Below are 12,039 nucleotides of genomic sequence, written 5' to 3' on the forward strand. Positions count from 1 at the left end.
CAAAAAACTCCTGAATATTTTCAGGAGTTTTTTATTTTATATACTAGCTAAATAGAAATTTAGTTTTATTTTATTACTACGCGGCGTTCTGCTCTTTAATTAAGTTCAGGGCTGATCCTGCCTTAAACCATTCTATTTGACCTGCATTGTATGTATGATTTGCAAGAATGGTATCTTCAGAACCATCAACATGTTTAACAAGAATCGTTAATGGTTTTCCCGGAGCAAATTCATTAAGATCTACAAAATCAAACGTATCATCTTCTTTAATCTTATCGTAGTCTGCTTCGTTAGCAAAGGTTAAGCCTAACATTCCTTGTTTTTTCAAGTTGGTTTCATGTATTCTTGCAAACGATTTAACTAATACAGCTATCACACCTAAATGACGAGGTTGCATTGCAGCATGCTCGCGAGAAGAACCTTCACCATAATTATGATCACCAACCACTATTGTTGGTACGTCAGCCGCTTTATAAGCTCTTTGCGTAGCTGGTACGGTTCCATATTCGCCAGTTAATTGATTTTTAACAGAATCTGTTTTATCATTAAAAGCATTAACCGCGCCTGTTAGCGTATTATTTGATATATTATCTAAATGCCCTCTAAAACGTAACCAAGGGCCTGCCATAGAAATATGGTCTGTAGTACATTTCCCTTTTGCTTTGATCAATAATTTGGCGCCTTTAATATTACCACCAATTGGAACAAAAGGTGTTAATAATTGTAATCGCTTTGAATCTGGTTTTACAACAACATTAATATTAGATCCATCTTCTGGTGGAGCAATAAAACCGGCATTTTCTACATCAAATCCTTTTGGGGGTAATTCCCATCCTGTAGGTTCATCAAGCTTTACTTGTTCACCATTTTTATTTGTTAGCGTATCTGTGACTGGATTAAAATCTAATCTTCCGGCTATAGCTATTGCTGCTACGAGCTCCGGTGAAGTTACAAAGGCATGTGTATTGGGGTTTCCATCGGCTCTTTTGGCAAAGTTTCTATTAAAAGAGTGAACAATGCTATTCTTTGGTGCATTTTTAGGGTCACTATAACGCGCCCATTGCCCTATACAAGGACCACAAGCATTAGTAAATATAGTAGCATCTAAATCTTCGAATTTTTGAAGTAGGCCATCTCTCTCTGCGGTAAATCGAACTTGCTCTGAACCTGGGTTGATACCAAATTGAGCTTTTGTCTCTAGTCCTTTATCAATGGCCTGTTCCGCAATAGAAGCTGCGCGAGATAAATCTTCATACGAAGAATTTGTACAAGACCCTATTAGACCCCACTCTACTTCTAAAGGCCAATTGTTCTCTGTTGCCTTTTGTGTCATATCACTTCCTGCTTCAGTAGCCAAATCTGGAGTAAAAGGGCCATTTAAATGCGGTTTTAACTCTGATAAGTTAATTTCAATTACTTGGTCAAAATATTGTTCTGGGTTCGCATATACTTCGGCATCCCCTGTTAAATGTTCTTTAACCTCATTAGCCGCATCTGCAACATCGCTTCTATCCGTAGCTCTTAAATAACGTTCCATTGACTCATCATATCCAAAAGTAGATGTAGTTGCACCAATCTCAGCACCCATATTACAGATTGTTCCTTTACCTGTACAAGACATGCTCTTAGCTCCTTCTCCAAAATATTCTACAATAGCACCGGTACCACCTTTTACAGTAAGAATCCCAGCTACTTTTAAAATTACATCTTTAGGTGAAGTCCATCCATTTAGTTTACCAGTTAGCTTAACACCAATCAATTTTGGAAATTTAAGCTCCCAAGGCATTCCGGCCATTACATCAACTGCATCTGCTCCACCAACACCAACTGCAACCATGCCTAATCCTCCGGCATTTACAGTATGAGAATCTGTACCAATCATCATTCCGCCAGGAAAAGCATAATTTTCTAATACTACTTGATGAATAATTCCTGCACCCGGTTTCCAAAAGCCGATACCATATTTTTTCGAAACGGATTCTAAAAAGTTAAACACCTCATTACTTGTATTTAAAGCATTCTGTAAATCTGCTTTAGCTCCAATTTTAGCTTGTATCAAATGATCGCAATGTACCGTCGTTGGCACTGCCACTTTCTTTTTACCAGCTTGCATAAATTGTAATAAAGCCATTTGAGCTGTAGCGTCTTGACATGCAATTCTATCTGGAGCAAAATCTACATATGACTTCCCTCTTTCAAAAGTTTGTGAAGGTATCCCTTCTGTAAGGTGAGAGTACAAAATTTTCTCAGATAATGTTAAGGGTTTACCTGTAATTTCTCTTGCCTTATTTATGCGTTCACCCATCTTTTTGTAAACGCTTTTTATCATGTCAATATCAAATGCCATACTTTAAAATATTTGGTTAAATTAACGAGTGCAAAGTTACTCTTTTTGAAATACTTTTTAGGATACCCCTAAAATAAAATCCTAAACAGAAGTTATTATTGTAAAGTCAATAATTTTTGGGTGTTTTTATTGAAATATTCATAAAATGAATATGTGGATTTTAATAACCTAAAAACGGATTTCATTAAGAAATTGCCTATTTCAAACGATTTCGGCAGACAATCCGAGGTTCAATAAGCGTGTACAGCGAGGTTTTAGTTCATCATACGCTCCGGTTTTTACAGCACATTTCCCCTTATAATGAACTAATATGGTACATTGCTCGGCTTGTTCAAGAGAATGATCACATACATCAATGAGAGAATCAATCACAAAATCAAATGTATGCACATCATCATTATACAATATAATTTCGTGTAGATTTACTTTCTTTTCAATTACATCAACATCTTCTTGTAGGTTTTCTCGTATACTCATAACGCTTATTTTACACAAAAATAATAAATAAAATAAACAAAAAAGAGGTGAGTTTTACACACCTCTTTTTTCTTTAAGGAATTTGCTAAACTAATCCTTAAATGGTCTTGATATTAATACAGATACTTCTACGAATATACCGATTCTACGTTTTTATATCAATAGAGGAAACCATGATTTTTAAAACTCGTGGAAAACCATTAGTTCTGTAAATACTTTAATGCCACCCAATTATTACGTTCAATAATCTTATGAAGCGTTAAGTTATACTTAGAAACTTCGGCGTCTATAATAGGAATATCTTCTTGATAAAAACCACTTAAAAGTAAGATTCCATTTTCATCTAAGCAATCCTTGTAAGTCACTACGTCTTTTAACAGAATATTTCTATTGATATTCGCTATAATTAAATCATATTTTTTATTGATGAGTAATGAAGCATCGCCTTCATATACATTTATATACTTACAACCATTTCGATCACAATTTTCAAGGGAGTTTTCATAACACCATCGGTCAATATCAATAGCATCAATAGATGTTGCTCCTTTAAGTTCTGTAAAAATGGCGAGAATTCCTGTGCCACATCCCATATCGAGCACTCTCTTGCCCTTCAAATCTAAATCAATAAGATGTTGTACCATCATATGAGTTGTTTCATGATGCCCTGTACCAAAGCTCATTTTTGGTTCTATAACAATGTCGAACTCTAATTCTGGATTATCATGAAATGGGGCGCGTATACTTACCATATTATCAACCTGAATAGGCTGAAAATTCTTTTCCCATTCGCTATTCCAATTTACCTGGGCTATTTCTTGTTTAGTATAAGAAATAGTAAATTCTTGATTTTTTAATGCAAAAACATCATCTAATATAGCTTCATGGAAATGGGCTTTTTGAATATAAGCAGTGACCCCTTCTTCATTTTCTACAAAACTTTCAAAACCAACATAGCCGAGTTCCGCAATTAAAATCTCTGTTGCCGGTTCTTTTGGTGATACATTAAAATCAAATGCTATATAGATATTATCCATTCTTTAAATTTGTATTTACCAAGTCATCAATTACTAAATAGAATTGACAATGGCCAGAAAATCTTCCGCTTTTAGAGATGCACCCCCTATCAAACCTCCATCTACGTCTCGTTTAGAGAAGATTTCTTTAGCATTAGCTGGTTTAACGCTTCCGCCATAAAGTATAGAAACATTATCTGCTAATGCAGCATCATATTGTTCTTCCATTAAATTTCTTATAAAAGCATGCATTTCTTGCGCTTGTTCTGGTGTTGCCGTCTCTCCGGTACCAATAGCCCAAACTGGTTCATAGGCTAAAATTATCTTATCCCAATCAACATCTGCTAAATGAAAAAGTGAATCTTTAAGCTGCTCTCTAACAACATCAAAATGATTCTCTTCTTTTCTATCTTCTAGCTTTTCACCAAAGCAAAAAACTACTTCCATTTTATGCTCTAGCGCCTGTTCTACTTTTCTAGTTAACAAATGTGCATCTTCATTAAAATATTCTCTTCGTTCAGAGTGACCAATAATTACGGTATTTACACCAATATTTTGTAACATTTCTGCCGAAACCTCTCCGGTATAAGCACCGCTTTCTGCAAAGTGCATATTTTGAGCAGCCACTTCAATTTTAGAATTTCTTTGTGAAGCATCCTGCACATAAGGAATGTTCACATATGGCGGAGCTACAATCACCCGGACAGCCTCGTTTAAGCTTGGTAAACCAGTACTTAACGCATCTACAAGATCTAAAGATGCATCTCTATTCAAATTCATTTTCCAGTTACCTGCGACAATTTTTTTTCTCATTTTAAAAAGATTCAGTTTGTTGTTATTTGAGTTTTACACGCGGATCTAGCCATCCATAGACAACATCCACAAAAATATTGATTATAATAAACATAGTAGCGATTACGAGTACACTACCCATAATGATAGGTAAATCCAGCGTATTCAACGCGTTTACGATTTCTTTACCAAGACCATTCCAATTAAAGATGTATTCTACGAACACAGCTCCAGCTAACATTGAAGCAAACCACCCTGAAACTGCTGTAATTACAGGATTTAATGCATTTTTTAATGCATGTCTGCGTATTATTTTAAACATTGTTAATCCTTTAGCTTTTGCGGTTCTAATATAATCTTGGTTCATCACCTCCAATAAAGAATTCCTCATCAACTGAATAACAACTGCTAAAGGTCGAATTCCTAAAACGATGGCCGGCAATAATAAATTCTTTAGAACAATATATTTTCCTTCTCCAAAATCATCAACCTCGTATAGACTGCCCGTCATATTTAAATTTGTATACTTATGTAAGATAAATCCGAAAAACCACGCAAAAATAATTGCCGAAAAGAAGGACGGAACACTCATCCCCAAGGTACTAACAACAGATATAAATCGGTCTAAGAAGGTATCTTTAAAAATAGCCGATATTATTCCAAAAAAAACACCGATTAAAATTGCAATAGTGATTGCAGACACAGCCAAAACAAAGGTGTTAGGTAAAGTCTCTCCAATGACCTGCGCAACACTTTTGCCATTCTTCTGAAAAGATTCACGCAAGTAAGGCCATTTAACCACCATCGTTGAATTTTTAATGGATAGTAGTTTAAAAAATGAATATTTACCAGATTCTAAATATGTATAGTCATTAGCATCTTTACTATGAATGGAAATTGGCGACAAATCATTTAGATAATACAGGTATTGCGTTGTGATTGGTTTATCAAAGCCATATTTTTTCTTAACAGCTAACAACTGCTCGCTATCTTCGCGTTGATCTAACATCATTCGAGCGGGGTCTCCAGGTAAAATTGTAAACAGAATAAAAATAACGGTGACCACTCCAAAAAGTGTTAAAACTCCATATAAAGACTTGTTTAGAATATAGTTAATCAAAAAAATCTGTATTTAATTGTCAAATATAGCTTAATCAAAATCAATTTTATCTGTAAGAGTTCATTTAGACCATAGATTTATTAATTTATCATTTTTAACTATCACATTTTATTAAATATTAATTTAAATGTCAATATAATACGTTCACTAAAATGGATATCTTTGCACAACTTATCGTTTTAGGCAATGACAAGACAACAACTCGTTGAGCAGATTAGAAAAAAGAAATCATTTTTATGTATTGGATTAGATGTAGATCTAGAAAAAATACCACTTCATCTATTAAATGCAAATGATCCTATATTTGAGTTTAATAAACAGATTATTGATGCAACCCATCATCTAACTGTAGCCTATAAACCAAACATTGCTTTTTATGAAGCTTATGGTATTAAAGGATGGCTCGCGCTGCAAAAAACCATTGATTACTTAAACGAAAAGTATCCTGAAATTTTCACAATTGCAGACGCAAAACGAGGAGATATTGGCAATACTTCGACACGCTATGCTAAAGCCTTTTTTGAAGACCTTAGTTTTGATTCGGTAACAGTCGCACCTTATATGGGTAGCGATTCGGTTGAACCGTTCTTGGCATTTGAAGACAAATTCACTATCATGTTAGCACTAACCTCAAATACTGGTGGGTTAGATTTTCAAACGCTTCAAATCAATAATGAAGAACTCTATAAAAAAGTTCTAAAAACTTCGCTAAACTGGAAAAATTCAAATCAGCTTATGTATGTAGTAGGCGCCACACGCCCAGAGTATTTCGCTGAAATAAGGAAAATAGTACCCAATCATTTTTTATTAGTACCCGGCGTTGGAGCTCAAGGCGGTAAACTTGAAGATGTTTGTAAGTTTGGATTAAATAATGACATCGGGTTATTAATTAACTCTTCTCGAGGCATAATTTATGCTTCTAATACATCTGATTTTGCTAAAAAAGCACAAGAAAAAGCTCTTGAACTACAAAAGGAAATGAAAAAATACATTTAGTTATTTTCTAAAACCTCCTTTAAAAATTGGCTCAATTCAACCATTTGACCATGTCCTTTTTTCTTACCCCATCGCCCGAAAAGATAAAATAATACCCATAAGACAGGCATGGCAATTGTCATTAGTAAAGAAAAAGTATAGTCGTTTTCCAAGCTCCAATTAGTGTATAACATCACCATAAAAATGACAAATGTTAATGCTACAGCAAAGTGGATGAACATAAATAGCGTCCATAATTGTGGTTTTGGCCCAAATAACCCTTTTATCAGTGAAGTGTTCTCTTCAATAGCCTCAATTTCAATTTGTAATTGTGGTGACCAAAAGTGTTCCTCTTTTTTAGCAACATCAATAACAATATGGTCACCAACCGCTTTCCCCCTCAAGTTTTGAGAGGATAATTCAAATGCCCTTTTGAATTTTTCAAGTAGCACTTCTTTTCCTTCTTTCTGTTGGAAAGAAAAGCGTGGTTTAAGAACGATTTTGTTTAACTGATTGTTAAATAAAGATGTACTCATTAAAACATATTTAATAGCGAGATTAAATTTATTAAATCTATAACTAATAAGTTATCTTTGCACCCAATTATATAGTATCATGGGAAACATCGTTGCCGTAGTAGGAAGACCTAATGTAGGAAAGTCTACTTTTTTTAACAGATTGATCCAGCGTCGCGAAGCAATTGTCGATGCTGTGAGTGGTGTTACACGTGATCGCCATTATGGTAAGTCTGAATGGAATGGCAAAGAGTTTACTGTAATTGATACTGGTGGTTATGTGGTTGGTTCTGATGATATTTTTGAAGCTGAAATTGATAAGCAAGTTGAACTTGCCATAGATGAAGCCGATGCCATTATTTTTATGGTAGATGTTGAAACTGGAGTTACCGGTATGGATGAAGAAGTTGCCAGTATACTTCGTAAGGTTAAAAAACCTGTACTACTTGCAGTTAATAAAGTAGATAATAACAAACGTAGAGATAATGCCGTAGAATTTTATTCTCTTGGTCTTGGAGAGTACTATCCGATTGCCAGTATAAATGGAAGTGGCACAGGTGAGTTATTAGACGCATTGGTAGAGGTATTACCTGAATTAGAAGATGAAGCTATTGATGAGCTCCCTCGATTCGCAGTAGTTGGACGTCCGAATGCAGGTAAATCTTCATTTATCAATGCACTTATAGGTGAAGATCGTTATATCGTTACCGATATTGCCGGGACAACGCGTGACGCTATTGATACCAAATATAACCGATTTGGGTTTGAATTTAATTTAGTTGACACAGCTGGTATTAGAAGGAAATCAAAAGTAAAAGAAGATTTAGAATTCTATTCTGTTATGCGCTCTGTTCGGGCCATTGAACACTGCGATGTTGCCATATTGGTTTTAGATGCTACCCGAGGATTTGAAGGGCAAGACCAAAACATCTTTTGGCTAGCAGAGAAAAATAAAAAGGGAGTGGTCATTCTAGTTAATAAATGGGATCTTGTTGAAAAAGACAATTATACCGTCAAAGACTATGAAGCAAAAATCAGAAAAGAAATAGCTCCTTTTACGGATGTACCCATTTTATTCATTTCGGCATTAACAAAACAACGGATTTTTAAAGCGATAGAAACAGCTGTTGAAGTTCACAAAAACAGAACTAATAGAATCTCTACAAGTAAGCTAAATGATACAATGTTAGATATCATTAAACAAAATCCTCCACCAGCATATAAAGGGAAATATGTAAAGATTAAATTCTGTACGCAACTGCCAACTCCAACTCCTCAGTTTGCCTTTTTTGCTAACCTTCCTCAGTATGTAAAAGACCCGTACAAACGATTTATTGAAAATAAATTGAGAACGCATTTTAATTTTACTGGAGTACCCATAGTAATCTATTTTAGAAAGAAGTAACCCTCTCTTATTCTTATTATTTTGTACATTTATTTCTCCAATTCAAAATGTACTATCATGAACCTTAAAATAGTAATTACGTTATGTGTATTTTTTTGTACCTCAATTCTTTTTGGTCAAAAAACAAAACAAGAAGTTTTAAAGAAAATTGATGCTAAAAAAGCTAAATACAGTAATGTTGCTCAAGCTATTTGGAATTATGCCGAGATGGGTTATCAAGAGGAAAAGAGCGCCGCTTTATTACAAAAAAACTTAAATGACGAAGGGTTTACTATAAAAAAAGGTGTTGCTGGTATTCCTACTGCTTTTATAGCTGAATACGGCTCTGGGAGTCCTGTGATTGCTATCTTAGGAGAATATGATGCACTCCCTGGTTTATCACAACAGGCAGTTCCTGAGAAGAAATCGGCTAATGGAAAAGCAGGGCATGCATGTGGGCATCATTTGTTTGGAACCGCTTCAACTGCAGCAGTTATAGAAGTTAAAAACTGGCTAAAAGCAACGAATACAAAAGGTACAGTACGGTTTTACGGATGCCCTGCCGAAGAAGGAGGTTCTGGTAAAGTTTACATGACACGAGAAGGTCTTTTTAATGATGTAGATGTTGTTTTACACTGGCATGCAAGTAATAAAAACAGTGCTAATCCTCGTATAGCACTTGCTAACAAATCAGCAAAATTTAGATTCTATGGTGTTTCTGCTCATGCCGCAGGTGCACCCGACCAAGGTCGTTCAGCTTTAGACGCTGTTGAAGCTATGAATTACATGGTTAATATGATGCGCGAACACATCCCTCAAGAAGCTCGAATTCATTATGTAATTACCGATGGAGGAAAAGCTCCAAATGTTGTTCCTAATTATGCTGAAGTCTATTACTATTCAAGACACCCGAGAAGAGATGAAGTTATAAAGATCTTTGATAGGATCGTTAAAACCGCAGAGGGAGCAGCATTGGGAACAGGCACCACCATGGATTATGAAATGATTGGAGGCACGCATGAAATGCTTCATAATCTAACATTGCAAAAATTAATGCATGATAATTTAACTACTGTAGGAGGGTTTAACTATACGCCTGAAGAAAAGGTATTTGCTGAGAAAATTTCTAAAAGCCTTGGTATAGCATCTTTAGATCTTACATATACAGAAGGGGTTTTTCCATATGAAACGAACTTAAACTCTAAAGGTTCGGGGTCTACAGACGTTGGCGATGTGAGTTTTGCAGTTCCCACTGTAGGCATGAGAGCTGCTACCTGGGTACCTGGCACTCCAGCGCACAGTTGGCAAGCCGTGTCGGCGGGTGGAACCGATATTGGTAATAAAGGCATGATGGTTGCCGCTAAAACATTAGCGTTAACCGCCATAGACTTGTTTACTGATCAAACCATCATAGATAAAGCAAAAGAAGAGTTTATTAAACGAAGAGGTGCTGATTTTAAATACATTCCTTTATTAGGTGAAAGGACTCCTGCATTAAATTATAGAAAGTAATTTTTAGAAGGGAATAGTCATTTCTTGTTGAGCTATATTAAACCCATTCTGTTTTACCTGTTCTTGAGCACTGCTACCTTCAATCAATAACGGATTTGTATGATTAAAATGGATGAAGTAAATTTTTCTTTTTTGCTCTTTTGAAAGCGCCTTAAAAATATGCATGCTTTCTTCTACAAATGGATGTGGCACTTCACTCATATCTCGATTGATTTCACCATTTTTAAAAAAGGTAGCATCTAATAAAGCTATATCAACTTGTTTGATATATGAAGTAATGCTTTTTTCCCATTTGCTCCATTTATCAATATCTGGAATAAATAGCGCTTTTTTGTTTTGATTATTAATTATAAAACCAACGGTTTCTGTAAATTCATCACGATGTGGAACCAGAATTGGTTTTACAGAAATTCTTTCGTTCAATACTACTGTAGAATCACTTTTTAATGATATCAATTCAATATTTTTCAATTTTACTAACTGGCTCCATGGACCATTCTCTGAAAGGTACTTTTGCATTCTCGGCATTGTATATACAGGTAATTTATTTGCACTCATTGCCTCCCTCCCTAGATACATTAATCCTGTATAATGACCAATATGTCCATGTGTTAGAAATATTCCGTCAGGCAACTGTTTATCTTTTATATGCTTAGAAACTGTTTTTGCCTGTTCTGTAAAATCGGGAGTAGCATCAAATACCCAGCTTTCATTGGAGACAGGGTCAACCAAGGCAATTGAGCTAACCATTTTTTTGCCTTTGGTGTTTTGATCTAGAAGCTTGCAACATTCTTTTTCACAGGCAATTTGAGGATATCCGGCATCTTGTGCAATTCCAAGAACTAATATATATGGATTTAAAGGTTTTTCAATAGAGCTTTTATGCTCCTTTGTACAAGAAAACATAAAAACCGTTAAAAAAATATAGACTGAATATTTCATATCTAGATTACCATCCTCCAGAAGCTCCTCCACCACCAAAGCCGCCGCCGCCGAAACCACCGCCGAAACCGCCACCAAAGCCGCCGCCTGAGCTTCCTCCGAAACCACCGCCGCCGCCAAAACCACCACGACCGGCATTACTTAAAATTATGGCTTCTAATATTGAACGTGCCGTGCCATCATCTCTATAACGTCTTCCTCCACCACGTCCGCCTCGCTTCCTGTTAGACAGTATAATGAGCAAAATAATAAAGAATAGAATTATAAAGAATATTGGTATTTTGCCTTCAGTCTTAAAATCACGTGTTTCTTTATACGCTCCGCTTAATATATCAATAATCGCAGAAGTACCGCGATCTAAGCCTCCATAGAAATTACCTTTCTTAAACTCAGGAGTAATTATATTTGTAATAATACGTTTCGCTAAATTATCTGTAAGTAAGTGCTCAACACCATATCCTGTTTGTATTGCTAATTTTCTATCATCTTTTGCAACTAGAACAATGACACCATTGTCTTTATCTTCTTGACCAATTCCCCACTTATGAGCCCATTCTGTAGCATATAATGATATGTTTTCTCCATTTAAAGTGGTAATGGTTGCAACTACGATCTGTGTGGATGTAGAATCTGCATAATTTATTAACTTTTGTTCCAAGGCTTGCTTCTCATAACCACTTAACATCTTAGCGCCATCATAAACGCTTGTTTGCAGCTCAGGTTTTGGTGGGATTTCTATTTGACCAAAGGCAATGCTAGAACAAATAAGAAAAAGCAGTAAGAAAGTTGATTGAAGGTATTTAGTTGGTCGTTTTCGCATCAATTTATTAGATCCCAATTTTAAAATTGCAATATACTAAAAATGTACTTGTCTATTCTATTAGTAGCATCTACTATTAATGTGTTACCAGAGTGTTAAAAATTAGGTTCTCATCAAAAATCAAATTACTTTAGAAGTC

At 35.3% G+C, this 12,039-nt stretch carries 11 protein-coding genes; 3 read left to right on the forward strand and 8 right to left on the reverse strand.

Going from position 1 to position 12,039, the window contains the following annotated elements:
• Window positions 1-76 precede the first annotated feature (76 nt).
• From AC1EUU_RS09995 to AC1EUU_RS10015, 5 genes are all read right to left on the reverse strand, one after another.
• Window positions 77-2,347, reverse strand: coding sequence for an aconitate hydratase (locus tag AC1EUU_RS09995; RefSeq protein ID WP_480201278.1), 2,271 nt, complete (start codon window positions 2,345-2,347; stop codon window positions 77-79).
• A 201-nt stretch (window positions 2,348-2,548) separates the two neighbouring features.
• Complete coding sequence (locus AC1EUU_RS10000; protein WP_480201279.1) at window positions 2,549-2,824, reverse strand: ATP-dependent Clp protease adaptor ClpS; 276 nt, start codon at window positions 2,822-2,824, stop codon at window positions 2,549-2,551.
• A 200-nt stretch (window positions 2,825-3,024) separates the two neighbouring features.
• Complete coding sequence (prmA, locus tag AC1EUU_RS10005; RefSeq protein ID WP_480201280.1) at window positions 3,025-3,861, reverse strand: 50S ribosomal protein L11 methyltransferase; 837 nt, start codon at window positions 3,859-3,861, stop codon at window positions 3,025-3,027.
• 33 nt (window positions 3,862-3,894) lie between these two features.
• Window positions 3,895-4,653, reverse strand: a complete 759-nt coding sequence (gene tpiA / locus AC1EUU_RS10010) for a triose-phosphate isomerase (RefSeq protein WP_480201281.1) — start codon at window positions 4,651-4,653, stop codon at window positions 3,895-3,897.
• 22 nt (window positions 4,654-4,675) lie between these two features.
• The gene (locus AC1EUU_RS10015) at window positions 4,676-5,752 is read right to left on the reverse strand and encodes an ABC transporter permease (RefSeq protein WP_480201282.1); all 1,077 of its coding nucleotides are present in this window, start codon (window positions 5,750-5,752) and stop codon (window positions 4,676-4,678) included.
• A gap of 186 nt (window positions 5,753-5,938) precedes the next feature.
• On the opposite strand from AC1EUU_RS10015, the gene pyrF reads away from it, so the two are divergent.
• Window positions 5,939-6,748 carry an orotidine-5'-phosphate decarboxylase gene (pyrF, locus tag AC1EUU_RS10020; RefSeq protein WP_480201283.1) on the forward strand — a complete coding sequence of 270 codons (810 nt, stop codon included), beginning with the start codon at window positions 5,939-5,941 and terminating at the stop codon, window positions 6,746-6,748.
• Here the strand turns inward: pyrF and AC1EUU_RS10025 are convergent.
• Window positions 6,745-7,263 carry a GTP-binding protein gene (locus AC1EUU_RS10025; RefSeq protein WP_480201284.1) on the reverse strand — a complete coding sequence of 173 codons (519 nt, stop codon included), beginning with the start codon at window positions 7,261-7,263 and terminating at the stop codon, window positions 6,745-6,747. The genes pyrF and AC1EUU_RS10025 overlap by 4 nt on opposite strands.
• A gap of 79 nt (window positions 7,264-7,342) precedes the next feature.
• Here AC1EUU_RS10025 and der point away from each other — a divergent pair, with 79 nt between their 5' ends.
• The gene (gene der / locus AC1EUU_RS10030) at window positions 7,343-8,647 is read left to right on the forward strand and encodes a ribosome biogenesis GTPase Der (protein ID WP_480201285.1); all 1,305 of its coding nucleotides are present in this window, start codon (window positions 7,343-7,345) and stop codon (window positions 8,645-8,647) included.
• A gap of 57 nt (window positions 8,648-8,704) precedes the next feature.
• Complete coding sequence (locus tag AC1EUU_RS10035; RefSeq protein WP_480201286.1) at window positions 8,705-10,138, forward strand: amidohydrolase; 1,434 nt, start codon at window positions 8,705-8,707, stop codon at window positions 10,136-10,138.
• A 3-nt stretch (window positions 10,139-10,141) separates the two neighbouring features.
• On the opposite strand, the gene AC1EUU_RS10040 is transcribed toward AC1EUU_RS10035, so the two are convergent.
• On the reverse strand, window positions 10,142-11,080 hold the full coding sequence (locus AC1EUU_RS10040; RefSeq protein WP_480201850.1) for an MBL fold metallo-hydrolase: 939 nt from the start codon (window positions 11,078-11,080) through the stop codon (window positions 10,142-10,144).
• 7 nt (window positions 11,081-11,087) lie between these two features.
• Complete coding sequence (locus AC1EUU_RS10045) at window positions 11,088-11,900, reverse strand: TPM domain-containing protein (RefSeq protein WP_480201287.1); 813 nt, start codon at window positions 11,898-11,900, stop codon at window positions 11,088-11,090.
• Between the last annotated feature and the right edge of the window lie 139 nt (window positions 11,901-12,039).

The sequence above is a fragment of the Maritimimonas sp. 2205BS37-2 genome, from assembly GCF_056591755.1.

Excerpts from the sequence above, each read along its gene's own strand:
- AC1EUU_RS10025 (WP_480201284.1), bottom strand. The coding sequence starts at position 7,263 with ATGAGTACATCTTTATTTAACAATCAGTTAAACAAAATCGTTCTTAAA.
- pyrF (WP_480201283.1), top strand. The coding sequence starts at position 5,939 with ATGACAAGACAACAACTCGTTGAGCAGATTAGAAAAAAGAAATCATTT.
- AC1EUU_RS10035 (WP_480201286.1), top strand. The coding sequence starts at position 8,705 with ATGAACCTTAAAATAGTAATTACGTTATGTGTATTTTTTTGTACCTCA.
- AC1EUU_RS10040 (WP_480201850.1), bottom strand. The coding sequence starts at position 11,080 with ATGAAATATTCAGTCTATATTTTTTTAACGGTTTTTATGTTTTCTTGT.
- der (WP_480201285.1), top strand. The coding sequence starts at position 7,343 with ATGGGAAACATCGTTGCCGTAGTAGGAAGACCTAATGTAGGAAAGTCT.
- prmA (WP_480201280.1), bottom strand. The coding sequence starts at position 3,861 with ATGGATAATATCTATATAGCATTTGATTTTAATGTATCACCAAAAGAA.
- tpiA (WP_480201281.1), bottom strand. The coding sequence starts at position 4,653 with ATGAGAAAAAAAATTGTCGCAGGTAACTGGAAAATGAATTTGAATAGA.
- AC1EUU_RS10000 (WP_480201279.1), bottom strand. The coding sequence starts at position 2,824 with ATGAGTATACGAGAAAACCTACAAGAAGATGTTGATGTAATTGAAAAG.
- AC1EUU_RS09995 (WP_480201278.1), bottom strand. The coding sequence starts at position 2,347 with ATGGCATTTGATATTGACATGATAAAAAGCGTTTACAAAAAGATGGGT.
- AC1EUU_RS10045 (WP_480201287.1), bottom strand. The coding sequence starts at position 11,900 with ATGCGAAAACGACCAACTAAATACCTTCAATCAACTTTCTTACTGCTT.